General features: G+C 71.8%; 21 protein-coding genes and 1 pseudogene. 5 read left to right on the forward strand and 17 right to left on the reverse strand.

Annotation, left to right across the window (positions count from 1 at the left end; translation table 11 throughout):
* Nucleotides 1-102: 102 nt before the first annotated feature.
* From BA175_RS09955 to BA175_RS09965, 3 genes are all read right to left on the reverse strand, one after another.
* Entirely contained in the window at nt 103-813 is a 711-nt protein-coding gene (locus tag BA175_RS09955; RefSeq protein ID WP_069170941.1) for a transglycosylase domain-containing protein, read from the reverse strand.
* 389 nt (nt 814-1,202) lie between these two features.
* A complete protein-coding gene (locus BA175_RS09960; protein ID WP_069172032.1) occupies nt 1,203-2,501 on the reverse strand; it encodes a PhoH family protein in 1,299 nt (432 codons plus the stop codon).
* Between the two features lie 404 nt (nt 2,502-2,905).
* The gene (locus BA175_RS09965; protein ID WP_069170942.1) at nt 2,906-3,697 is read right to left on the reverse strand and encodes an isoprenyl transferase; all 792 of its coding nucleotides are present in this window, start codon (nt 3,695-3,697) and stop codon (nt 2,906-2,908) included.
* Nucleotides 3,698-3,903: 206 nt separating this feature from the next.
* Between BA175_RS09965 and mgrA the strand changes: the two genes are divergently transcribed.
* Nucleotides 3,904-4,941, forward strand: a complete 1,038-nt coding sequence (gene mgrA, locus BA175_RS09970) for an L-glyceraldehyde 3-phosphate reductase (RefSeq protein ID WP_069170943.1) — start codon at nt 3,904-3,906, stop codon at nt 4,939-4,941.
* Nucleotides 4,942-5,642: 701 nt separating this feature from the next.
* Here the strand turns inward: mgrA and BA175_RS09975 are convergent.
* The 3 genes from BA175_RS09975 to BA175_RS09985 form a co-directional block, all read right to left on the reverse strand.
* Complete coding sequence (locus BA175_RS09975) at nt 5,643-6,113, reverse strand: hypothetical protein (protein ID WP_069170944.1); 471 nt, start codon at nt 6,111-6,113, stop codon at nt 5,643-5,645.
* Between the two features lie 105 nt (nt 6,114-6,218).
* Nucleotides 6,219-7,082, reverse strand: coding sequence for a class I SAM-dependent methyltransferase (locus BA175_RS09980; RefSeq protein ID WP_069170945.1), 864 nt, complete (start codon nt 7,080-7,082; stop codon nt 6,219-6,221).
* Between the two features lie 99 nt (nt 7,083-7,181).
* Complete coding sequence (locus BA175_RS09985; RefSeq protein WP_069170946.1) at nt 7,182-7,967, reverse strand: prepilin peptidase; 786 nt, start codon at nt 7,965-7,967, stop codon at nt 7,182-7,184.
* 103 nt (nt 7,968-8,070) lie between these two features.
* On the opposite strand from BA175_RS09985, the gene BA175_RS09990 reads away from it, so the two are divergent.
* On the forward strand, nt 8,071-8,484 hold the full coding sequence (locus BA175_RS09990; RefSeq protein ID WP_069170947.1) for a DUF192 domain-containing protein: 414 nt from the start codon (nt 8,071-8,073) through the stop codon (nt 8,482-8,484).
* A 96-nt stretch (nt 8,485-8,580) separates the two neighbouring features.
* On the opposite strand, the gene BA175_RS09995 is transcribed toward BA175_RS09990, so the two are convergent.
* Nucleotides 8,581-9,768 (reverse strand): hypothetical protein, encoded by a 1,188-nt coding sequence (locus tag BA175_RS09995; protein ID WP_069170948.1) that lies wholly within the window; start codon nt 9,766-9,768, stop codon nt 8,581-8,583.
* A gap of 417 nt (nt 9,769-10,185) precedes the next feature.
* Here BA175_RS09995 and BA175_RS10000 point away from each other — a divergent pair, with 417 nt between their 5' ends.
* From BA175_RS10000 to BA175_RS10010, 3 genes are all read left to right on the forward strand, one after another.
* Nucleotides 10,186-12,168, forward strand: a complete 1,983-nt coding sequence (locus tag BA175_RS10000) for a hypothetical protein (RefSeq protein WP_069170949.1) — start codon at nt 10,186-10,188, stop codon at nt 12,166-12,168.
* Between the two features lie 178 nt (nt 12,169-12,346).
* Complete coding sequence (locus tag BA175_RS10005) at nt 12,347-12,946, forward strand: hypothetical protein (RefSeq protein WP_254667843.1); 600 nt, start codon at nt 12,347-12,349, stop codon at nt 12,944-12,946.
* 20 nt (nt 12,947-12,966) lie between these two features.
* Complete coding sequence (locus tag BA175_RS10010; protein WP_069170950.1) at nt 12,967-13,416, forward strand: DUF3592 domain-containing protein; 450 nt, start codon at nt 12,967-12,969, stop codon at nt 13,414-13,416.
* 158 nt (nt 13,417-13,574) lie between these two features.
* Here the strand turns inward: BA175_RS10010 and BA175_RS10015 are convergent, their stop codons facing one another.
* The 10 genes and pseudogenes from BA175_RS10015 to BA175_RS10060 form a co-directional block, all read right to left on the reverse strand.
* Entirely contained in the window at nt 13,575-14,030 is a 456-nt protein-coding gene (locus tag BA175_RS10015; protein WP_254667844.1) for a hypothetical protein, read from the reverse strand.
* A 26-nt stretch (nt 14,031-14,056) separates the two neighbouring features.
* A complete protein-coding gene (locus tag BA175_RS10020; protein WP_069170952.1) occupies nt 14,057-14,812 on the reverse strand; it encodes a hypothetical protein in 756 nt (251 codons plus the stop codon).
* A gap of 33 nt (nt 14,813-14,845) precedes the next feature.
* Nucleotides 14,846-17,191 carry a restriction endonuclease fold toxin 5 domain-containing protein gene (locus BA175_RS10025; RefSeq protein ID WP_069170953.1) on the reverse strand — a complete coding sequence of 782 codons (2,346 nt, stop codon included), beginning with the start codon at nt 17,189-17,191 and terminating at the stop codon, nt 14,846-14,848.
* Between the two features lie 534 nt (nt 17,192-17,725).
* Nucleotides 17,726-18,970, reverse strand: coding sequence for a hypothetical protein (locus BA175_RS10030; RefSeq protein WP_069170954.1), 1,245 nt, complete (start codon nt 18,968-18,970; stop codon nt 17,726-17,728).
* A gap of 133 nt (nt 18,971-19,103) precedes the next feature.
* The gene (locus tag BA175_RS10035) at nt 19,104-19,556 is read right to left on the reverse strand and encodes an SRPBCC family protein (protein WP_069170955.1); all 453 of its coding nucleotides are present in this window, start codon (nt 19,554-19,556) and stop codon (nt 19,104-19,106) included.
* Nucleotides 19,557-20,059: 503 nt separating this feature from the next.
* The gene (locus BA175_RS10040; protein WP_069172034.1) at nt 20,060-20,716 is read right to left on the reverse strand and encodes an OmpA family protein; all 657 of its coding nucleotides are present in this window, start codon (nt 20,714-20,716) and stop codon (nt 20,060-20,062) included.
* 8 nt (nt 20,717-20,724) lie between these two features.
* On the reverse strand, nt 20,725-21,312 hold the full coding sequence (locus tag BA175_RS10045) for a hypothetical protein (protein WP_175420795.1): 588 nt from the start codon (nt 21,310-21,312) through the stop codon (nt 20,725-20,727).
* Between the two features lie 27 nt (nt 21,313-21,339).
* Nucleotides 21,340-21,939, reverse strand: a pseudogene (locus tag BA175_RS10050) (pilus assembly protein TadG-related protein); the annotation flags it as partial.
* A gap of 35 nt (nt 21,940-21,974) precedes the next feature.
* The gene (locus BA175_RS10055; RefSeq protein WP_069170957.1) at nt 21,975-22,205 is read right to left on the reverse strand and encodes a hypothetical protein; all 231 of its coding nucleotides are present in this window, start codon (nt 22,203-22,205) and stop codon (nt 21,975-21,977) included.
* Between the two features lie 239 nt (nt 22,206-22,444).
* Nucleotides 22,445-23,524, reverse strand: coding sequence for a response regulator transcription factor (locus BA175_RS10060; protein WP_069170958.1), 1,080 nt, complete (start codon nt 23,522-23,524; stop codon nt 22,445-22,447).
* Nucleotides 23,525-23,560: the final 36 nt, after the last annotated feature.

Consider the following 23,560-nt stretch of genomic DNA (forward strand, 5'->3'; position numbering starts at 1 on the left):
GAAGCCCCGCACCGTAGGACGGTGCGGGGCTTCAGGAGGTTGAAAGCCGGGGGCGGGCCCAGCAGGTTCTCCGGGTGGCTTCACGGGCCTCCCGGCTCCCTCCTAGTACCAGCTGTTGGCCTGCCAGAAGGACCAGGCGCCGCACGGGCTGCCGTAGCGGCCGTCCATGTAGCTGAGGCCCCACTTGATCTGGGTGGCCGGGTTGGTCTGCCAGTCGGAGCCGGCGGAGGACATCTTGGAGCCGGGCAGCGCCTGCACGAGGCCGTACGCCCCGGAGGAGGGGTTGGAGGCCCGGTAGTTCCAGGTCGACTCGTGGTTCACGATGTTGCTGAAGCACTGGAACTGGTCCGCGGGGACCATCTGGCGGGCCATGGCCTGGACTTCCGCCACGCTGTACGACCCCTGGGCCGAGAACGAGGAGGCGTCGCGGACGGCGGACCGGCTCGCACGCTCGGCCTCCGCCTTCTCCTTGGCCTCGCGCTCCGCCTCGAGCTTCGCCTCGGCAGCCTTCTTCTTGGACTTGGCGTCCTTGGCCGCCTGGAGGCGGGCGGTCTCCTCGGCCGACTTCTTCGCCTCCGCGTCCGCCGCGGACGCCTGGGCGTCCGCCTGCTGCGTGAGCGACGCGGTCTGAACCTGGGCCTGCTGGCCCGCGGGGATGTCTGCGAGCAGCGTGGTGTCGGCTGCGGCCGCCTCGAAGTTGTTGCTGTCGTCGGCAGCGGGAGTGCTGCCCGAAGCAACGCCTACGACGGCGCCTACGGTGGTGACCGCGGTGGCGGATGCCACGGCGAACCCCCGGACCGAAATCCGGCTCACACGGTGTCCTTCCAGCATCGCCCGCTTAGGTGACCTCGCGGGCGCAATCGTGCCCTTGACACTGGCCTCCCTACTGCTTGGGTCACGGGAGGCACGGGCCCGGTGGGCAGCTCCCCTGCGGGAGTGCCGCGTGGTACTCGCGGGCGGCATACGGACGGCGGTTGTTGAGTTGTGTGGTGCGTGGCGCCTCTTGAGGTGCCCAAGTGCCGTATGCGGGGCCTGACGGAAGCAAGACTCTGCCGGACGGACACGGCCTGTTGCAATTCTGTGTCGGGTGTTAAAGCTCACACCCCGTTCGGAGCACCTCTTTCTCGAAAATGACGGCGCAGCACGATGCCGCCCGGCTAAGCTCCTTGGCCCGCCGGGCGGCATCAATCGGATGTTCCCCGTCAGATGTGGCCTTCCTCCAGCATTTCGGTCACGAGCGCGGCGATGGGCGAACGCTCGGAGCGGGTCAGCGTGACGTGGGCGAAGAGCGGATGGCCCTTCAGTTTCTCCACCACCGCCACGACTCCGTCGTACCGGCCGACCCGGAGGTTGTCCCGCTGGGCCACGTCATGGGTGAGCACCACACGCGAATTCGTCCCGATCCTGGACAACACGGTCAGCAGGACGTTGCGCTCCAGCGACTGGGCCTCGTCCACGATCACGAACGCGTCGTGCAGGGAGCGGCCCCTGATGTGGGTCAGCGGCAGGACCTCCAGCATCCCGCGCCCCAGCACCTCTTCGATGACCTCGCGCCCGGCGACCGCCGACAGGGTGTCGAAGACGGCCTGTGCCCAGGGGCTCATCTTCTCGGCCTCGCTGCCGGGAAGGTATCCGAGCTCCTGACCGCCGACCGCGTACAGCGGCCGGAAGACCATCACCTTCTGATGCTGTCTGCGTTCCAGGACGGCCTCCAGCCCCGCGCAGAGCGCGAGGGCCGACTTGCCGGTGCCCGCCCGGCCGCCCATGGAGACGATGCCGACGTCCGGGTCGAGGAGCAGGTCCAGGGCGATGCGCTGCTCGGCGCTGCGGCCGTGTATCCCGAAGGCCTCCCGGTCACCGCGGACGAGACGGACGTTCCCCTCGGCGGTGACCCTGCCGAGTGCCTTGCCGCGCTCGGACTGGAGGACCAGGCCGGTGTGGACGGGGTATTCGGCCGCCTCCGGGACGTACAGCGTCTCCTCACCGAACAGCAGGTCGACCTGGTCCGCGGCGAGGGTCAGCTCGGCCATCCCGGTCCAGCCGGAGTCGGTGACGGCGAGCTCGGCGCGGTACTCCTCGGCGAGCAGACCGACCGAGGAGGCCTTGATCCTCAGCGGCAGGTCCTTGGAGACGACCGTGACGTCGTACCCCTCGGCCTGGAGGTTGCGCGCGACCGCGAGGATCCGTGAGTCGTTGTCCCCCAACCGGTAGCCGGCGGGCAGGACGCCGGGGTCGGAGTGGTTGAGCTCGACGCGGAGCGTTCCGCCCAGGTCCCCGAGCGGGATCGGGGCGTCCAGCCGGCCGTACCTCACACGGAAGTCGTCCAGCAGGCGCAGGGCCTGCCGGGCGAAGTACCCGAGCTCGGGATGGTGCCGTTTGGCCTCCAGCTCCGTGACCACGACGATCGGGAGCACCACTTCGTGCTCGTCGAAGCGGGCCATGGCGTTGGGGTCGGCCAGCAGGACGCTGGTGTCGAGAACATAGGTGCGCCTGTCGGGCATGCGGCGCTTGCTGGTCACCACGGAAGGACGTACCCCCTCGGACGAGGTCGGGGAGTGCGACGGGCGTCGCGGAACTTCCCGAAGGAAGAGGACGGACCGGGTTCGGGCCCCGAGCGCGGGCCGAACACCGGCCCTCCGCGTCGGCCGCACGGTGTGCGGTCCTTCGTGTGCAAAGGGCCTCCCGGGCGAGCGGGCTGGGTGCCGCTCACTTGGCTGCGACGTCCGCCTGGTTGGTGACCGGACATCGACCTGAGAGGGGTATTCCCAGCCACACGCGAAGCCATGCAGCCGCCTGCCACAAGGTCAGCACGCGTCCTGGTGAACGGGCGAGGGCGACCGGGTGGACGGCCGGGGCCGGCGGACAGCCGGACGCGGGGGCGGCGGGCCCGTGCGGACGGGGAAGTTCAGGTGCCGTAGCGGCGGTGGCGGGCCGCGTAGTCACGCAGGGCCCGCAGGAAGTCGACCTTGCGGAAGGCCGGCCAGAAGACCTCGCAGAAGTAGTACTCCGAATGGGCGCTCTGCCAGAGCATGAAGCCCGACAGCCGCTGCTCCCCGCTGGTGCGGATCACCAGGTCGGGATCGGGCTGCCCGCGGGTGTACAGGTGTTCGGAGATGAGGTCCGTGGAGACGACCTCGGCGAGCTCCTCGAAGGTCGTGCCCTTGGAGGAGTGCTCCAGCAGCAGGGACCGCACCGCGTCCGCGATCTCCTGGCGTCCGCCGTAACCGACGGCGACGTTCACGATTATCCCTCTGCGGGAGCCACCGGCCCCGGAGCCGCCCCCGACGCCCGCCGTGGCCTCCTCGGCCTCCTTGAGCACCGTCTGGGTCCGTGCGGGCAGCAGGTCGAGCGTGCCGACGTGGTGGATCCTCCACCGGCCGTCGGCGGCCAGGTTGCGCACGGTGTTCTCGATGATCCCGAGCAGCGGGACGAGTTCCGCCTCCGGCCGGTCGAGGTTGTCCGTGGAGAGCAGCCAGAGCGTGACGACCTCCACGTCGGTCTCGCTGCACCAGCCGAGCAGCTCGGAGATCTTGTCGGCTCCGGCCTGGTGCCCCTGCACGGGCGATCCGCCGGACGCCTTCGCCCACCGCCGGTTGCCGTCGAGGATGACTCCGATGTGCTTGGGCACCTGGTCGTGGTCCAGGCGGCCCTCCACCCGGCGTGCGTAGAGCCCGTACACCAGGTCGCGCAAGTTCACTGAGTTCACCCTCTCGGTTCCGTACGGGCCCGCGGCCCGTCCTCCCCGTCACCGGGGGCCGGGGGGTCGCCCCCGGGGGAGTGCCGTGCGGTCCGCGCACCGCGCTCCCGCGCCGCGGATCGGCAAGTCCCGAAGCGGCCACATTACTGCGGGTGGGCCTCGGGGGCCCAGCCCGGACTGTCACAACTCCGTGATAAGGGTGAAACGTGACTGATTCCCTCTTCTACCGCGCCGACGCCTCGCGCTACGACTCCATGGAGTACCGCCGCACGGGCCGCAGCGGCCTCGAACTCCCCGCCGTCTCGCTCGGCCTGTGGCACAACTTCGGCGACGACCGCAGCCTCGGCTCCCAGCGGGCGATCCTGCGCCGCGCCTTCGACCTCGGCGTGACCCATTTCGACCTGGCCAACAACTACGGCCCGCCGCCCGGCTCCGCCGAGCTCAACTTCGGCAAGATCTTCCGGCAGGACTTCGCTCCGTACCGCGACGAGCTCGTCATCTCCACCAAGGCGGGTTACGAGATGCACCCGGGTCCTTACGGGGAGTGGGGCTCCCGTAAGTACCTGCTGTCCTCGCTCGACGCGTCACTGCGGCGGATGGGCCTGGACCACGTCGACATCTTCTACTCCCACCGCTTCGACCCGCACACCCCGCTGGAGGAGACCATGGGGGCGCTCGCCTCCGCGGTCCACCGGGGTAAGGCCCTGTACGTGGGCGTGTCCTCGTACAACGCCGCACAGACCGCCGAGGCGGCCGGGCTCCTGCGCGAGATGGGCGTCCCCGCCCTGATCCACCAGCCCTCCTACTCGATGGTCAACCGCTGGGTGGAGGCCGACGGGCTGCTCGACACGCTGGAGACGGCGGGTATGGGCTGCATCTCCTTCGCACCGCTCGCCCAGGGCCTGCTCACGGACAAGTACCTCGCGGGCATCCCGGAGGGCTCGCGCGCGAGCCAGGGCAAGTCCCTGGACCCGGGTCTGCTCTCCGACGAGATGGTGCGCCGGCTGCGCGGGCTGAACGAGATCGCACGCGGCCGCGGCCAGTCGCTCGCCCAGCTGGCCCTCAACTGGGTCCTGCGGGACAGCCGCATGACCTCGGCCCTGATCGGCGCGTCGAGCGTGAAGCAGCTGGAGGAGAACGTGGCCGCGCTCGGCGCACCGGCGCTGTCCGCCGCCGAGCTGAAGGAGATCGACACCTTCGCGGTCGACACCGCTCGCACGAACATCTGGGCGAACCGGGGCTGACTCCGGGCCTTCCGTCCGGGTCGGACCGGTACGAGCCGAGGGAGGCGCCCTCGCCCTCCCCCTGCCTCCGCACACCCTTCACGGGGCGCGAGGGAGCGGGGCACAAAAAACGGGCCGGTCCGTGGGGGGGGATACGGACCGGCCCGAGGGGGGGTTTCCACCTTAACCCTTCGTAAGTGCCGATGGGTGCCACGCCACTCCACAATTACTCTCCGGATGCGCGGGAACGCGCTGCGGAGACGTTTCCGTACGAGGGACTCGGCGGACCGGCCACGCCCGGCCGGCCGCTCCGGCGGGACCGGCCGGAGTGCGCGGAGGCCTCCCACCCAGGACCGGCCGTCCCGGGGAGGGCCGGGGACACCCGGTGGCCCTCGGCTGCGGCACACGGTGCGCGGCCCCGCCCCCCGCTTCGACGCGCTCACCGTCGGCTCCCGGTCCCGCGGGAACCGCTCCACCCGCCGGGGGCGGCCTGCGAGCGCGCCCCGGCGGGTGGTCCGGCGGGCACTTCCCCGTGCGGGTGGACGGTGGGATCCGGCGCAGGCGACGCCCCGGGAGTCGCATCGACGTGCGGCCCGCCCCTCTGCCGGTCCCTGCGGCGGGCCGGCGTGGCGACCGGAGGGTACGGCTGGACACGATCTCGGCGTGGGCTGCGCGACTGACGGCACATCAGCTCACGGCGGGGACGCAGGGCCGCCCTCATGTCAGTGGCGGAGGAACCGGATCTCCACCGTGTCCCCGCCGTTGACCACGAAATCACCGTTCTCGCACCGGATCACGGCCTCGCAGACCTCCCCGTAAGCGTCGCGCGTCTCGTGCGTCCCGATGACCGTCCACGCCCCGCCGTAGGGCGGTGGTGGCAGCCGGCTCAACTCCGCCAGCTGCCACTGGCCCGCGGGGACACACCAGTCGGGAAGATCGGGCCAGGCGCCGGAGGTGATGCGCAGTGACCGGTCGGAAGCGCAGGTCAGGAGCACCGACTGCCCGTCCGCGAGCACGAATTCGACGGCTTCCGGTTCTCCCGCGCATCCTTCGGGCCGGTAGAAGAGGCCCTGCACGGCGGTGATCCGCGCTCCCGTGAGCCAGTCGGCCTTGCCGTGGCGCGGGCGGCCGGGCGGCCGGTCCTCCCGGCCTGGGCTCAGCTCGTCGCCGGACGTTTCCCTTCCCACCGTCATGACCCGCTCCTTCGTTGTGCGCTCAACCGAAACAAGGGTCGCACTACCGGTGAGTGGGACGGTGGGGCAGCTGACGCAGTTGCGTCCGGCGGCGGTGAACTCTGCTCAGCGGCAGGCCTGTTCCGCGCGCTTCGGCTTGCGCGCCTCGATCAGGAAACGGGCGGAGTGTGCGACGAACAACCCCTCGGCCTCGATCAGGCGGTGCAGGGAGCGGAGCCGGGGCAGGTAGGCGTCGACGGTGAAACCCGGGACCATCCAGACGACCTTGCGCAGGAAGTGGACGACGGCCCCGATGTCGAGGAACTCGACGCGCAGTCGTTCCTCACGCAGGTCGACGACGTCGAGCCCGGCCGCCTCGGCGTCGGCGCGGGCGCGCCGCGGATCGCGGGCGGCGCGGGCCGTGGCCGGCTGCGGACCGAGGAAGTACTCGACGAGCTCGAACACGCTCGCGGGGCCGACCTGTTGGGAGAAGTACGTGCCTCCGGGCCTCAGCACCCGGGCGATCTCCTCCCACCATGTGGTCACCGGGTGCCTGCTGACCACCAGATCGAACGCCTCGTCCCCGAAGGGCAGGGGAGGTTCGTCCGTGTCCGCGACGACGACGGCGCCGCGCGGGTGCAGCAGGGCGGTGGCGCGGGCGACGTTCGGGGGCCAGGACTCGGTGGCGACCGTCAGCGGCGGGAGTACGGGCACCGATGCGAGGACCTCACCGCCGCCCGTCTGGAGGTCGAGCGCCGCCCCGGCGCGTGCCATGCGGTCCGCCATGGCACGGGCGTACCCCCAGGACGGGCGCTGCTCGGTGGCCCGCCCGTCGAACCAGGAGAAGTCCCAGCCGTCGACGGACACGGCTTCGGCCTCGGCGACCAGGGCGTCGAACCGCGCGTCGGAGGCGGCCGGCCCGGGCCCGGACTCGTGCCCTCGTGCGGGCCGGGGTTCCGGTCGGGGTCCGGCGAGGGGCGGTTCGCTCATGCGGGCATGGTGTCAGCCGGTGGCGGAGTACGCGACCGTATATCGGGGTGCACCGGCGGACCCGCACGGGCGCACCCGTACCTCCGCGCTTTGGGGTGGTCAGGCGGCGACTCCACCGGCCAGGAGGCCGAGCAACGCCCCCGCGATCATGAACGGGCCGAACGGGATGCCCGTCCTCCGCCCGGCCCGTCGCAGCAGCATGAGGCCGACGCCGTACAGGGCGCCGAGCAGGAACCCGGCGAACCCGCCCGCGCACAGCACCGCCCAGCCGTACCAGCCGAGTGCCACGCCCAGGGCGAGCGCGAGCTTCACGTCGCCGAAGCCCATGCCGTTCGGGTTGACGAGGAAGAGCAGGAAGTAGAAGCCGCCGAGCGCGGCCCCGCCCAGGAGGGCCGACGTCCAGGATCCGGCGTGTCCGGGCAGCAGGGCCGCGCCTCCCAGCAGCAGGGCGGCGGCACCGGCCAGGGGCAGCGTCAGCCGGTCCGGCAGCCGGTGGACCCGGCGGTCGATGACGGCGAGGAGCACGGCAACGGGGGTGAGCAGGAGCCAGACGGCCAGTTCCGGCCGGGCTCCGGTCGCGGCGGCCAGGACGGTGCAGGCGAGCACGGTGACGGCGGGGGCGAGGACCGCGGGCGCGTAGCGCGCGGCCGGGACGGGGACTGCGGGGGCGGTGCTCCCGGGGGCCGACGGGACGGCCACGGCGCAGGTCGCGCACCGGGTCGAGCCGAGCCAGCCGCCGCCGGGCCCGGTGAGCGTGTGTCCGGCCGGACAGGCGTCCCGCCAGGGCTCCTCCGGCCGGACGGAGAAGCGGTACGCGGCGCGCGGCAGCAGCAGTCCGGTGGCGGCGCCCCAGAGCACGGCGACCGCAGTCAGTGTGGCGTCCACGGACCGACCCTAGTCCGGTCCTCCCGTGGGGTCGTGGGCCCGGGGGCCCACCGGGTACCGTTCCGGGCCCACGGGGCGGCCACGGAGGCTACGGTCGGTGTCCATGGGGACATGGCGCAACGGCAGCGGTGTACTGACGGTCGGCACGGGGGCCGGGAGCCGGGAGGTGCCGCTGCGGATCGCGGCCTCGTACGGGGCGAGGGCGCGCGGACTGCTGGGCGCGGACGGGGTCGACGGGGCGCTGCTGATCACCCCGTGCGGGAGTGTGCACACCTTCCGGATGCGGTTCGCCATCGACGTGGCCTACCTGGACCGGGAGTTCACGGTCCTGGCCGTCCGGACGATGCGGCCGGGCCGCCTCGGGCTGCCCCGGCCGCGCGCCCGCCATGTGGTGGAGGCGGAGGCGGGGGCGATGGAGAGATGGGGAGTCCGTCCGGGCACCCGGCTCCGGGTCATGGCGACGGACGGCGCCGGGGCTACCGGCCCCGTCACGGACGGCGGCCACGGGCCCCGCTGAACCCGAACCGGCCGAGGGACGGCGGCCCCTGACCCCGGACCGGCGGCGGGCGGCTGCGGGGCGCCCCGCCGAACGCCGCCGCCCCCGGGACCGGCGTCACGGCGGCCCGGAGCCCAGCAGGGTCCAGGCGCCGTACGCGGCCGAGCCGAGGGCGAGCACGGTGACGGTCACGGCCGCCCGGACCGCCGTACGCGGCCCTGCCAGCGCGACGGCGGGCGGGAGCAGCAACGGGAAGGCCGGCATCATCAGGCGCGGCCGGGACCCGAAGTAGCCCGAGCCGATCAGCGAGACGACGACGATCGCGAGGCCGTACACCAGCACGGGAAGCGGCTGCCGCTGCCGTACGCACAGGAACACCAGCCATGCCAACAGCCCCAGGGCCGCGCAGAGTCCGAGCGCGGCGGGGAGCGGCAGCCCGACGACGAACGCGGCCAGTGCCCGGCCCCCGTCGATGCTGTTTCCCCACTGTGCCTGGACCTCGAAGTACGCGAACGGGCTGCTCTCGCGCACGGCGACGAACACCACATGGCCCAGCCAGCCCAGCGGGGCGACGCAGACCCCGGCCAGCATGCGCCGGTTACGGCGCAGCAGCCCGTCCCCGCCGGCGGTCCGGTACTCCCGTACGAGGACGGCGACGGCGCTCACGCCGAGGGCGGCGACGAGCGCGGCCGCCGAGGGGCGGGTCAGCCCGGCCGCGACGCAGAGCGCGCCCGCCACGATCCAGCGGTCGCGGAGCACGGCGTACAGCGCCCAGGCGGCGAGCGCGGTGAACAGCGTCTCGGTGTACGCCATCGACTGCACGAACGCCGTCGGGTACACGCCCCACAGCGCGGCCAGCAGCACCCCGGTCCGCCGCCCGTGGAGCCTCGCCCCCACGGCGTACATCCCCCAGGCGGCGAGCAGTCCGGCGGTCCAGGCGACGAGCAGCCCCGCGTCCCGCACGGTGAGGGGGGTCAGTTCGGCGAGGGCCCGTTCCAGGGCGGGCAGGAGCGGGAAGAACGCCAGATCGGGGTGGAGGCTGCCGTCGGGCAGGGTGGCGGTGTAGCCGTAACCGTGCTCGGCGATCCGCTGGTACCAGACGGAGTCCCACCGCCCGCCGAGCAGGTGCACGGCGTCCTTCCCGGCGGCGGAGGCCCAGAGGTGCAGGACGAGGAGCCCGACGGCCCGGACGGCGGCGTAGGCGCCCAGAGCGGGTGCGGCGGCGGTGAGCGCGGCCGTGACACGGTGCCGGCCGGCGGGCGTGCGGGGCGCTGCCGGCCGGGAGCGCGTCTGCTGTTCGGGCATGGGGCCGATTATGACCGCACCCGTCCACGGCGCGGCCCGGCCCGGCACCGTGGGGGGTGCGCCGGGACGGGCGTCGCTCCGTGACGGGAGAAACGCTAGCCGTCACCGGGGCCCACGTCGTGGGCCCCAGGGCCCAACCCGCTCCCGATTCCGCCCGATGGCCGAGGCGATCACACGCTCGGTCACCGCGCCGGCGCGGCCGGCCCCGCCCGGTGCTCCGGCAGCCGGAAGCCACAGGGGCGGTGAAATGCCGTCGAACCGGGCGTGAGCATGTCCTCGGCCTCACCGCGCCCCGCACGTGACGCGCGGCCCGCGTGGGCCCGGGAATGGGGCCGGGGGCCCGGGTCAGGCGGTGGGTCGCGACCGTACGCTCCCCGCGGGCAGGCAGCTCGGCGAGTGGTGGAGAGGGGTCGGACCGTGAGCGGTGGCGAGGGCTGGGGACGCGGGGACGCGGGCCGTACACCGGGCGGTGGGGGTGGCGGCTGGTTCTTTCCCCTGACCCGCAGTTGGGCGGCGGGCGCGCTCGTGTACGTCGCCGCCGGCTACGTCGTCACGCGGGCCCTGGTCGAGACGCTCGCCACCGCGGAACGGCTCGACGTCTTCGGATGGCGGCTGGCCCTGCTGCATCTGCCGGGCGTCGTCGTCACCGTACTGACGGTGCTGGCCGCCGTCCGGGCGCTGCCCGAGGAGCGGCGCGACTCGCGGGCGCCCCGTCTGCTCGCCGCGTCGGCGGTGCCGGTGGCCGGGCTCGCCTACGGCTACGCCGTGTCGTGGGACGTGGTGGACGCCGAGGGTGTCACGATGCCGGTCGTCGTGATGGTCACCGGCGCGGCGGTGGGGCTGGCGCTGGAGCGGCTGCTGGAGGCGCGCGGCTCGGAGCGCCCGGCCCCGACGCCGTACCACCGCTCGTACGACTGGCGCGACGCCGGTGCCACCGCCACGGAGTACCTGGGCGTCATCGTCCTGGTGGCCGCGTTGATCGGCGCGCTCGCCATGGCCGGTCTCGGGGGCCGGATCGGCGAGGGCATCCGGTGTGCGATCAGTTCGCTCACCGGTGACGGCAGCGGGTGCACCGCGGGCGGGAACGGCACGGCGGAACCGAAGACCGACGACGACTACGAGCCGGCGCTCTGCCAGGTGTCGAGCATCTCGGACACCGCCGGCGGCAAGGTCAAGATCGGCTGGTTCGAGTGGGGAGAGGAGTACGGCTTCCAGCAGAAGGTCGCCCAGGCCAAGACCGACGTGAACGAGGACGGGAAGGTCGACGAGAACGACAAGCTCGTCTACATGACGTTCACCGACGCCGCGTCGGCCGGGCTCAACGCCAGTACGCCGGGCGTCAAACTCGGCAAACTCGGCAAGGCGGACATCGATGTCGGCGGCGGCGTCAAGATAACCAACGGGGACACCTGGGTGTTCACGAGCGAGACGGACGCCCAGAAAATGAGGGACGACATCGAGGAGATGAAGATGTGGGAGACCTCGATGAAGCACAGCGGCGGCTACGGCGGCAACTGGTACTCCGGCATGAAGTGGGCGGAGAAGAAGGAGGCCGTCGAGAAGAAGATCGGTGACAAGAAAATCTCCTACTCGACCATCGGCATCAACGTGTTCGCGGACGGCGGCCTCTCCCTCAAGCCGGGTGACGACACGAAGCTCGGCGCCAAACTGGGCGGCAAGGCGAAGTTCTCCCCGGACGTGACGATCACCAAGGACGACGTGAAGGGCAACGAGTCCTACACGTACACCGCCAAGCTGGAGATCGAGGGCAAGGTGAGCGGCACAGCGGGCCCGCTCGGCGGTACGGCCGGCGCGAAGGACACCCGCACGGGAGCGCTCACCGTCACCCGCGACCAGAAGACCGGGAAGATCGTCCGGATCGACATGACGCAGACCGTGGAGAAGACCTCGACGTCCGACAAGGGCGAGGCCGGGGGCGACAACGGGGAGAAGGGGAAGGACAAGCGCGGCGGGAAGGGCAGCGTGACCGACTCCTCCGGGGACACGGGCATCGAGGTCCGGACGAACTCGATCGTCTTCGGCAAGGAACCGGACAAGGTCACGGAGGCCAAGCGCGACCTGGCCGAGCAGTGGCTGGACGGCTCCGGCAACAACACCGCCCCGTTCGAGTACATGTTCGGCGACCATTCCCTGGAGAAGAAGCCTGCCGGGAGCGACCCCTTCGAGCAGATGATGTTCCAGGACGGCCTGTCCAGCACGATGCGGTACCACGGCGAGGCGGACGCACAGGAGTTCGGGTTCGAGGTGTCGCTCGGCATGAGTCTGGGGTTCTCGGTCTCCGACGAGCACAAGAAGGAGACACTGACCGATGCGCGGTTCCTCGGGGCTCCGCGGGGCGACAAGCGCTCGTACCTCCCGTACAGCTACTGCGCCCGGTGACGGGCACGACGAAGAGGCGATGACGTTGACGAAGTCCGAGGCGCTGGACCGCGGGTCGAAGAGGGTGCCGTCCGCCCGGAGGGCTGGCCCGGCGGCGTCCGGTGCGTGTGCCCGCACGGCCTGGGGCCGACCCGGTACCGGCGGTACCGGGGTGATCCCGGCGACGCGGCGCGCGTGCGTGCCTGGAGCCGCCGGGCGGAAGGGCCTTCCGGGACGCGGCCTGGGCGCGGTGGCCGCCGCCGCCCTCGGTCTGACGCTGCTCACCGGCTGCGGCGGCGGGGACACCGCGGCGGTCCCGGAGGGGTGGGGCACGCTGGACACGAAAAGCGTGTCCGTCGGCTACCCGGAGGACCAGGGGTACGCCCCGCAGCCGGCCGCCGAACGCGGCCCGGCGAACGCGGCGGTCGCGGTCAAGGAGGAGAAGGGGCTGCGCACCGGCATGGTCTCGGTGCAACTGGACTTCGCCACGGGCGTCGGCGACGCCGGCGAGGCCGCCGCCGCGGCAGGCGCCGGGATCGGGCTCGGGACGACCCGCAAGGACACCCGGGACGTGCGGCTCGCAGGCGAGGAGAGCGCCCGCGACGCCCGCAGGATCGACTACGAGTTCACGTCGGGCGGCGAGGACCGGACCCCGGCGAAGGGCACGCGGATGACCGGGGTCGTGGTGGCCGGGGTGGACTCGCGGGACGTACCGTTCGCGGTCCGGGTCAACGCGGTGAAGGGTGCGCTGACCCCTGCCGACCTCGACGCGTTCGTCGGGTCCATCACGGTCAAGTAACCCGCTGCGGAGCCCTTTTCATGGACGTACTGCCCGGTGGCACGGCCACCTTCCTGCTGGTGTTCGGCCTGTTCCTCGGGGCGTTCGCGGGCCGCTCCGCCCTCCGGCTGGTCCGGGTGCTCGGGCTGATGAGGCGGGGCGCGCATGCCGAGGGGCGGTGCTCCGAGCGGCGCGTCGTGGACCGGGGCGCGGGGACGGAGCGGCGCTACACCACCGAGTACGTCTTCGCCTTCCGCACCCCGGACGGCCGGGAGGTGGAGTTCACCGACCACTCCCCCGGGCCGTTCGGCCTCGAGGTCGGGGCACCGGTGCGGGTCTCGTACGACCCGGCGGACCCGGCGCGGCGGGCCACCGTCGCGGGGCCGGGCGCGTGGGGTCCGGTACTGATGCCGACGGTGTTCGCCGTGGTGCTCGGTCTCTTCTCGCTGGGCCTGCTGCTGGGGTTCGCGGCGATGCGGGGGTGGATCTGACGGGCCGGGTACGGGGTACGCCGGGACAGGTGCCGAGGCCCGGTCCTTACGGGGTGCGCGGCGCCGTGTGAGGGCGGACGCGGTGGCACGGACCTCATGAGACGGCGGACGCCGTGACCCCGGACCTCACGTGACGGCGAACGCCGTGGCCCCGGACCTCATGTGACGGCGGACGACGTCAGGAGGACGGCGAAGAGTACGACCGGTTCCTCCCGGTCCATCTGCCCCACCCCGACCCCGACCCGGCGCCCGTCGCCCACGTCCCAGATCTGCAGGTCGCCGTAGTAGCCGAGTTCGAAGAGCGCCTCGAAGAACGGCGGCACGGACCCGCCCTCCACATCGCGTTCGGCATACGCGTCGGTGGAGAGTACCCGGTGCGGCCCCCAACGCTCGTCCAGCGCGAGAACCACCCCCCAGCGCTCGCTCTCGAACTCCTCGTACGCCGCCTCCGACGCCCCGCCGTCCCCGGGGCCGTAGAAGTCCTCGCTGACCCGGAGCGCCACGACGGCGAAGTCCTCGCCGGGGGCGGATCGGGTGGCGTCGGCGCAGCCGGCCCAGGGCGGTGCGGTACTGCCGGTGCGCAGGGCCTCGACCGCCGCGAGGGCAGCGTTCACCCTGGCCGCGAACCCCGGCGCCCCACTCACCACGCGGCCCGCGGCGCCGACGCGGACAGCGGCTCCAGCGCGCCCGCAGCGGACAGCGTCCGCTGGGCGGCGACGACCGCTTCGGTGGTGTCGCCGGTGTCCAGGACCAGCCCCCCGCCCGCCGTGGAGCGACGCGTACCGGAGAAGTCGGCGGGCACGAGGGCGGCGCGGTTCGCGGAGAGGTACGTCGCCCAGCCGCAGCGCGGGTGCGAGTTGCGCAGGCCGAAGGCGGCCTTGACCGCGCTGAACAGCTCCCGGTCGTACGTCAGCCCCGTGTCGGGGTCCCAGGACTCGGCGAGAACGGTGAGCGCCTCGGACAGCCGGTCGGTGAGAGGGGCCGGCCCGGGCACCGCCCCGGTTGCGGCTCCGGGCGCTGTTCCGGTCACTGCTGCTGGGGAGGGGAACAGCTGGAGCGTCGCCGTGAACGGGGTGTACTCGTCGCTGCCGCCGCCCTTGGCCCGCAGGTAGGCGTAACCACCGTCCGGCCACCTGCCGACGACGGCAGCCGTCCGGCCGACGATGTCGGCGTCCTCCTCCGGTCCGCCGGCCTCGACCACCACGGCCACGTCCTCGGCCGTGTCGGGGACCACCTCGCCCGTGTCCGCGCCGTCCACGTCCCAGCGCCAGTCGACCGCCGCACCACCCGAGAGCTCCGTCAACCCGCGGAGCATCACCAGCCAGCGCTCCGCCAGCTCGAGGGACGACTCGGGCCGGGGCCCCCAGGACACCTTCACTACCACTTCGCCGGACATCCGCGTCTCTCCACCCTCGTGCGTCCACTGACGTTACTTCTCTACCGCAGTGTGCTTCACGATCACGTCCACGTCGGCGTCGTCGAACGCCTTCTGCGCCGCTTCGGCGACCTTCGGGTTGGAGAAGTTCCATTCGACCGGCTTGCCCCGGGCCGCGCGTACCTGGCGCTGCGCCTGTTCCACGAACTTCGCCGCCTGCCCCGGTTCGAGGGTGCCGTCCGGCCGGACCTTCTTGCCGTACCCGAACTTCGCCTCCTTGTACGTCTGCGAGGCGGAGTCCCAGCCGTCGAAGTCGACGTCCCGCCCCGTCCGGGGGTCCTTCACGGCATACTCCTTGCCGCGCTTCACGCCCGACACCTGTTCCTGGTAGCGCATCCAGCGTTCCATGCTCGGCCAGTACGCCACGGACTTCTTGGCCTTCCAGGTGCCGTCGCCGAGGTCCTTGGACCCCTTGCGCGGGTTCTTCAGGTCGCCGTACCAGGACGGCTTCGTCCACTTGGCCACCTTCTTGCGACTGGCTTCCTTCGCCGCCGCCTTCGCCGCGTCCGCGTCCTTCTGCGCCTGCTCGGCGGCGTCGACCTCGTCCTGGTCGACGCCCTCGCACTTCTTCTGCGTGACGAGGAGGACGGGCGATCCCTGCACGCGGTACGCCACCGCCACGTGTCCCGCAGCGTTCACGCCACCGGCGTACGAGGGCTGCCGCGGGCCGGGGCCGTCCAGGCCGGGGCCGAGCGGGCGGGTGCCGGGGGGCCTCTTGTCGAGCGGCCCCGCACCGATGACGCATCCCTTGCCCGCCAGTTCCTCGGCCGCGTCGTCGGCGTGCCGCTGGGCCTCGTCCGCGGCCTTCCTGGCCCCCTCGACGTCCCCCTTACCGGCCGCCTTGCGGGCCCGTTCCGCCGCCTCGCCCGCCTTCCGGGCGGCCGCGCCGAGCTTGCCCAGTTTCCCGAGCTTGCCGACTTTCCCGAGCTTCTGGACTACCTTCGCCTCGCCGTACCCGGGAATGAAGAGTGACCCGACGTTCCATACGACGTTGGTGGCGGCCCGGGTCTTCTGACCGTTCTTCCACTGGTCCTTGACGTCCTCGCCGATGAACATGTCGTCGAGGACGGTCAGTCCGGTGTCGACGGAGGCACCGCCCCAGTCGGTCAGCGCATCCCAGTAGTCACCCTTGCGCCATTTGTCACCGGCGTCCTTCGTACCCTCCGACCACGCGTCGCCCAACGAGCTGCCGTAGTCCTTGAGGCCGTCCCACGTGCCGGGAAGATCCGTGACCGTGTCCCAGATGCCGGTGAGGTCACCCCAGATGCCGTCGACGAAGAGACCCCCGCCGACCTGGCCGATCTTGTCGCCCGCGCAGGAGAAGAAGGCGCCGAATCCCGAGAAACAGCCCTCGTCGTCGCCCCCGTCACCGGCGGACTCCGCCTCGTCGTCCTCCCAGCCCGGCTCGTCCCCGGCAGCGTCGTTCTTCTCGTCCTCGGACTCTTCCCACCCGGCCGGCACGGGAGGCAGGGCCTCTCCTCCGCCGGTGCCGTTCGTGCCGCCGGTGCCGTTCGTACCGCCGGTGCCGTTCGTACCGCCGGTGCCGTTCGTACCGCCGTCGGCAGCCGTACCACCGGGACCTCCGGGGCCACCCGTACCGTTCGCCCCTCCCGCGTCCCCGCCTCCCGCGCTGTCACCGGGCTCGTGAGGTGCGGTTTCTCCGCCGGCTTCGACCGTTCCGCCGCCTTCCCCCGTTGCGGGGCACGCGCTCCCGGTGAGCGAGCAGATCGCGGACTGCAGGCCGTTGGATATCTGCCCGCCGACGCCCCCCAGGATCAGGGCCAGAATGATCGCTGCGACGAGCGCGATCAGCCCGGCGTACTCGACGGTCGACTGCCCCCGGTCGCGCCGCCAGGTGATCATCCGGGCCAGGGAGAACGGGGGGTCACCGCCCTCCTCACGCTGCGCCGCGTCCAGCCGGAACCACGACCTGCTGGTCGCGTGGCTGAGGAGGACGAGGATCAGCAGCGGCAGGAACATCTGCGTGAGGCCCCGGTAGGAGCCGTCCCGGAGGCTGGACAGCCCGCCGAGCAGCAGCCAGACCTGTACGGCGACCAAGCCGCGCCAGACACCGGCACCGCCCGTGCGGACCCGGCGTACCAGCACCCAGCCGGTGACCCCGGGGGCCGCACCGTACGCGACCAGGGCCAGCATGGTGGCGTCCAGCGCATCGGCGGCTGAGGCCGCCAGCAGCAGGCCCACCCCGCCGAACACCGTGACGGCGAAGAGCAGGTGGACGAGGATGCGTGCCACGCTCAGCAGCTGCGGCATCTCGTGACGCCGGCCGGAAGGCGGCTGCCAGGAACCGCCGTAGCCCGAAGAAACCCCCACGCTGGACATACCGGCCCCAACCCGCCTTCCCCCGAAGCTCGTTGTCCATGACAGTACGAGCCGGACGCTCCCGGCGCGTGGGCCCTGGGACCCAATTTCCCCACCGCCCCACCCGGTCCCCACGCCGGAGCGGATCACCGGTCAGCGGGGATTCACGGACGCCCATGGACTGCTGGAGCGGGCGCACTTACATCCCCTCCCTGGTTGCCACCTTCGTCATCCACAGGCCCGGGGCGGTGGCTCCGAGCTCCGGTCGGCGCAGTACCGGGGCGCACTCGGACCGGAGGGAGAGGACGACGGTGCCGCCACGCGGCTCACGGGGTCTCATCCGCACGCTCGCACGCCGACTCCGAGGGGACCGACGAGGTCATACATCCAAGGGAAAGAACCGTTCCGCGACGGGAACTAGTGCTTCCGGACAGGCGCCGACGCCCAGGGCGACGGCGGTATCGACGTCCCCGGGCGGGAGGGGCACTGTCCGACCGACAGCCGCGAGGCGCTTCGGCAGATGATCCCGGACATCCAAGCCGCCGGCGAGGCGGATCACCTGCTCCGGACGGCTCCGGCCGTACGACGGCGGGCCGCGTAGGACCAGGCTCCCAGGCCCAGTACCAGGGCCGTGCCGGTACCGATGCCCGCGATGCCCAGGACGCGCATGCCGGGGTCGCCCCCTGTCCCGGCCACCGGGTCACCGAGGCCGAAACCTGCCGCCGCCGGGTCACCGTCGTACGGCGGGCCTGACTGTGCCGTTCCCCTGAGGTCGACGTCCAGCCTGAGGGGCACGGCCTCACGGGCCCGGTCTCCGAGGGTCACCTGGACGTAGTACCAGCCCTGGAAGTGCATCGCTCGCTCCGCTTCCGTCTCGGCCGCGAAGCGGTTGGCGTACGCGGCGGGAGCGGTGCCGAACTCGACTCCGGCCGGCTTGCCCGTGTAGCCGACGGCCTTGTCGGCGACCCGGGCGCGAGCCGTGTTGTACAGCTCCAGTCGCAGACCGTCGACTGCGAAGAACGAGCTGCCAGACCCGGAGCCGGCCAGCTGCGCCCGTAGGAACAGCTGCTGTCCCCAGGCCACGGGGACGCGGTAGAAGCGGCTCTCACCGGGCCGGATCTCGTCCTGCCACACCCCTTCGCGGACGGCTGCCGCGTCGTTGAAGCCCGTGCCTCCGGCGGCTTCCTTCCGGGTCATGGTGCTCGGCGCGGGCGGGCCCCCGGAGCTCCAGCCGGTCGGCGCCCGGGGTTCGTCGGCGCCGGGCTTCAGACCGGGCTCGGCCATGTACGTCAACTCGAGGGGCCAGGGCTCGACGGCCTTCTCCGAAGGGCCGGTCCACTCCACGGCGTAGAGGTACTCCCCCGCCTCCTGGCAGTTCCGGTCCCGCTCCATCCGCCGGGACACCGCCCCCGCGACGGGGCGGGTGGACTCGCCGCCGAACGTCAGGCTGACGTCCGTGCCGCACTTCGATCCGTCGGTCGAGGTCAGCGAGAGCCGGACACCGTCGGTGAAACCGATCTCGGTGCCGGGGGGCGGAGCGACGACGGTCGAGACGAAGGCGTTCGACGAGTCGTCCAGTCGGACCCGGTAGTACTTCTTCTCGCCCGGCCCGAGGGTGTCCGCGTAGACGGCCGACTTCTCGAGGAACGGGCTGTCGACGCCGGACTCCGTGCCCTGGACGGTCCGGGCGCCGGAGGCGGGGGTGTAGGCGGGTGGGTCCTCGGCTGTGGCCGCCGCCGGGAACAGGGCGAGGCAGAGGGCTGCGGCTCCGACCACGACACCGCTCCGGGACCACACCATCGTTCCGCTCCTCGCTCCCCGCAACCGGACCCACCCTTCCTACCAGGACACGCGGAGGGCCGGAGCACTGTGCCGTCGACCGACCGGTGCAGGCCCGAACTGGTCCACGCTCCCCCGGTGGACCCCAGGGTGTTCAGCCATTCGTCCGTGCGGCGAGGAAGGCGGCGAGTCCGTCGAGGAGCATGGTGCTGCCCTGCTCCGCCATGTCGCGTTCCTCGGCGGTGTCACAGCTCTGCTGGAGCACGATCTGCGTGCGGTGGTCGGCCTGCGGGTCGATCTCCAGGGCCATCGCAGCGGGCTCGGCTCTGCCGGGGACGTCCATGCCGATCACGAGGCGGCGGTTCTCGGTGACCTCGATGTAGGAGCCGGTCAGCGGGAACTGCCCGCCGTCGGGGGTGAGCATCGTGGCCTTCCACGCGCCTCCCGGCCGCACGTCCATCTCGACGGAGCCGGCGGCGGCGCCCGCCCACCCGGCGTACTGCTCCGGGGTCGTCCACGCCCGCCACACCGTCTCCGCACGGGCGTCCAGGGTGCGGGTCAGCGTGTAGGCGAAGCCGTCGGTCGTAGGGGTCTGCCCATTGCTCATGAGATGTCTCCTCGTTCTGTTCCGTGTTCCCGAGCGGGGTGTCGCACAGGTAGACGCGCGCAGGCGGACAGACTCATCGCTGTGCCGCAGGAGGTCACCACCGGAGCCGGGGGCTCCGGCCCTTCCTCGTGCCCCCACCGGTGCCGCCCGGCGCCGCGCACACCACCGACGCGGGCCGGTGGAGCCTGCGCGCCGTCCGACCTGCGACGGACCCGTACGCTCCGCCCCCGCCCGGCGGGGACGACAGGGCCGGGGGATGCCGCTACGGAGACCACCGCGTCACGGACGCGCGGGGCGCCGTCCGATGCGTCCGGCCGATCGGCGTGCCGCAGACGCCTGGCCAGGTTCGTCGGCCACTCCTCGACCGTCACAGGGCGGCGGTAGGCCGGGCAGACCGACCACGGGGGGTTCCCGGACCGGGCAACGGCGGCACACGTGCCGCCGCCGGCCCTGCCGGGGAGTCGCGGAGGGCTCCGCGACTCCCACGACTTCGGTCGGTTACGTCAGCTCTGCGAGCCGCTGGTGCGCGGGAAGGAGACCTCCACGCGGCGGTTCTTCTTGCGGCCCTCTTCGGTGTCGTTGTCGGCGATCGGGTACTGCTCGCCGTACCCGCGGATCTCGAAGGTGACGCTCGGGAGCTTCTGTGCCAGCACTCCCTGGACGGCATTCGCCCGCTCCTTGGAGAGCACGTCCCCATGGGCGGAGGAACCGAGGTTGTCGGTGAACCCGAAGACCCGCACCTTGGGCGCGTTCTGCGCCTGGATCTCTGCGGCGATGGCGTTGATACGGGCCGTGGCGGCGCTGCTCAGCTTGGCGCTGTCCTTGCCGAAGAGGACCTCGGCCTGAAGGGCGAAGGTGATGTCGGCATTGGTGTCCTCGCGGCGTTCCTCGCCACCCATGTCCTCGACGATGGACTTGATGTCGAGGACACGGACGTCACCGAGGGTCGCGCCGTCACCGAGCATCAGCCCCGGCGAGTTGGCGTCGACCTCGACGGGGGGCGAGGCGCTCGGGACAGCGGTCGGACCGTCGTCGGCGGAGGCGGTGGGGGCGCCCCAGAGAGCCGAGGTACCGAGGACGGCCACCGCGGCGGCGCAGAGACCGATGCGGCAGCGCAGCGCGCTCCGTGGGGCGGTCGGTGTGGGGGCGGGTGGCTGCATGGCGGTCGTCACCCCGAGATCTTGATCGTCGCGGTGGGCATGGTGGGGATCTGGAAGTCGACTTCGGTGGTGCTCTGCGGCGGGGCCGGGAACTGAGCGAAGAACGGAGTCTCCGCCCCTGGCGTCAGGCCTTCGAACTTGGTGCACAGGCAGCGGCCGTCGGTGTCCCGGAGGATGAGATAACGCTTCTTCCCCTGCTGATCCACCAACGTCGCTCCCGCCATGGATGCGCCGTTGCTGACCAACTCCTGTTCGGTCCCCTGCCAGCCGACCGCTGCCCAGATCTGCTTCGAGCCGTTCTTCACCCGCCCCTTGACCGTGACGAATCCCCCCGCTTCGCGCGTGGCCGAACTGATCACCACCTCGACACCGTCCTTACCCTTGATCGAGGCAATCACCTGAGTCTCGTCGTCCTCGGCAGGCGCGGCTTCCTCACCCTTCTGGCTGGAGGGCGCAGCCGATGAGCCTTGTGGCTTGCTCTTCGGCTCGTCCGATCCACCATCACCCCCACAGGCCGTCAGCGCGACAGCCATGGCTACGGAGGCGGCGGCGACAGCTGCCCCCTTGAAGCGAATCCGGGTCATGGCTGCACGCATCGGCGTGTTCCTCTCGGTGACGTTCACTTACTTGTCGGCCAGGTGGACGGAGAATAGGTCTGCCAGGTCCGGCAGCAGGTCAAGCTTCTTCGGATCGATACTGAAGTCTTCGTCATCGCAGACGACTTTGTACGACTTCTGGTCCTCGGCCTCACCCGTGTCGCCGTCGTCGTCCTCCTTCGGGGGACGCGGCGCGGGCCGCATGTCCTCTTCGATACGGCAGCGGGGCTCGATCACCGCTCTGGCAGTCGCGCTGGCCTTCTTCGTCTTGGTACCGGCTATCACCGAGCTACCGACCGTCTTGTTGGTGGTGACCTCGACGATGTACGCGGTCTCAGGGCCGACGTCCGGGCCACAGGCGTCCTGGTGGGCGTCGTTCTGCGCCGCGAGCAGGGCTCCCGCAGAACACGAGCTCGACCCGGTGGGCTGACCGCTCAGCAGGTCGTCCCACTCCTCGGGGTCGAAAGCGTCGGGCCACCGCCACTCGTCCCGGGCGTCCAGCGCCACCGCGAGCGCGGCGGCGTCGGCGGCCGTCTGGGCCTCGTTCTTCTTCATCGATGCCTGGCCGACGGCGAAGTAGGCGAACGCAAGGAAGAGCAGGCCCGCCACCACCGCGATGTAGATGGGGAAGGCCTGCCCTGCCTCACGGGTACGTCTGGCGACTACTCGCCGCCTCCGCCCGTGATCTTGCTGATCTGCGTGGTGATGGCCGTCGCGATCGTGGTTCCGAAGTTCGTCGTCATGAGCACCCCGATGATCGCCACCACCACCACGATGATGCCCAGGTACTCCACCGCGCCCTGCCCCCGGTCCGCCCGGGCCTTCATGCGCTCGACGGACGTGTTCGCCCAGACCTTGGCGTTGACGGAAGCCTTCAGCATCAGCTTGCTCATGGTGTTCCCCTCCGGGTTCGGCCGGCCGGGTGGCGGCCGACTCGCACGTCTTCGTGGTGGCGCCTGCGGTACCGGCTTCCTCCCGGCCGGTGACGTCGGCGACAGAAGAAACGTACGGCCGGGCGGTCCGTCCGGCGCAGGGCCCCAGGGCCCAAAGGCAGGCCCAAAACGCACGGTGGGCCCGTACTGCCGTTCCCGGCCCGGTCGGCGTCGTCGCGTCCGGGCCGGTCCTCCCCCGTTCAGCCATGGCGGCCTGTCCCCCTCGTCCCAGGTCCCGAGCCCGGCGCCGTGCCGAGCCAGCGGGCGATCGCTTCACTGCGGCTGCCGCTGTGGAGCTTGGTGAAGATCCTGTTGATGTGGTTCTTGACTGTCTTCTCGCTGATGAAGCAGGTGGCCGCGATCTGATGGTTGCTCATCCCGGACGCGATGAGATCCATGACCTCCGCCTCCCTCGCACTCAGGTCGTACTGCCGCCTGTCGGGAACCGGCGGCCGGTTGCGGCCCCCGTCAGTCGAAGACTGTGCCATAACCGGTTGCATGTGCGAAAGGCCTTCCGGTCGGCCGGTCGCTCCCCCGCCGGTGGACCCCGGAGGCGGAGCGGGGTGCGCAACGCCCGCCGGGGACTGGACCCGGTAGTCGTCCCCCTCCGGCCCGGTGCCGGCCGTCAGGGCCGTTCCCAGCCCCTCGGGGAGGTTCCTCGGCACCTGCCCCGGACCCTGGCGCATATGGGCAAGAAGGGCACTGGAGGCGGTGGCGGTGAAGGGGGCGCGACCACTCCTGGTGTCCCGTACGGCCTGCACCAGCTGGTCTGCCGTGAACTCGCCGTGGACCAGGTAGCCACCCGCGCCGAGGCGCAGCGCCTCGTGGACGATCTCGGTCTCGCGGCTGTACGTCAGCACCATCACAGGTGCAATCTGGACGAGGTGCGGCAAGGCGGAGATACCGTCCACGCCAGGCATCCGGACGTCCAGCAGGACCACGTCGGGCCGGTGGCGGACGGTCGCGTCGTAGGCCTCCCGGCCGTCCGCGGCCTCGGCCACGACCTCGATGTCGGCGCGACCGCTGAGCAGGACTCCGAGTCCCGCCCGGACGACGGGGTTGTCGTCGGCGACCACGACCCGCAGAGGGCCGGGGTCCGGCAGGTCGGGGGCGCCGGGGAAGGGGGGCAGGGCATCGACTGCCGGGGAGTGCTGCACGGCCGGGAAGCCGGGTGAACTGTGTTCCGCGCTGGGGGGGTCGGTGTGCGGGGAGGTGTGCTGGGAGACATGGGCCTGCGGTGTCCGGTTGCGGCCCGAAGCACGGGAGACATCGTCCGGCATTCTGCGACCTCCTCTCGGATGGGATGGGGACGGGTT

The organism is Streptomyces griseus (genome assembly GCF_001715295.1).
GTDB lineage: Bacteria > Actinomycetota > Actinomycetes > Streptomycetales > Streptomycetaceae > Streptomyces > Streptomyces griseus_G.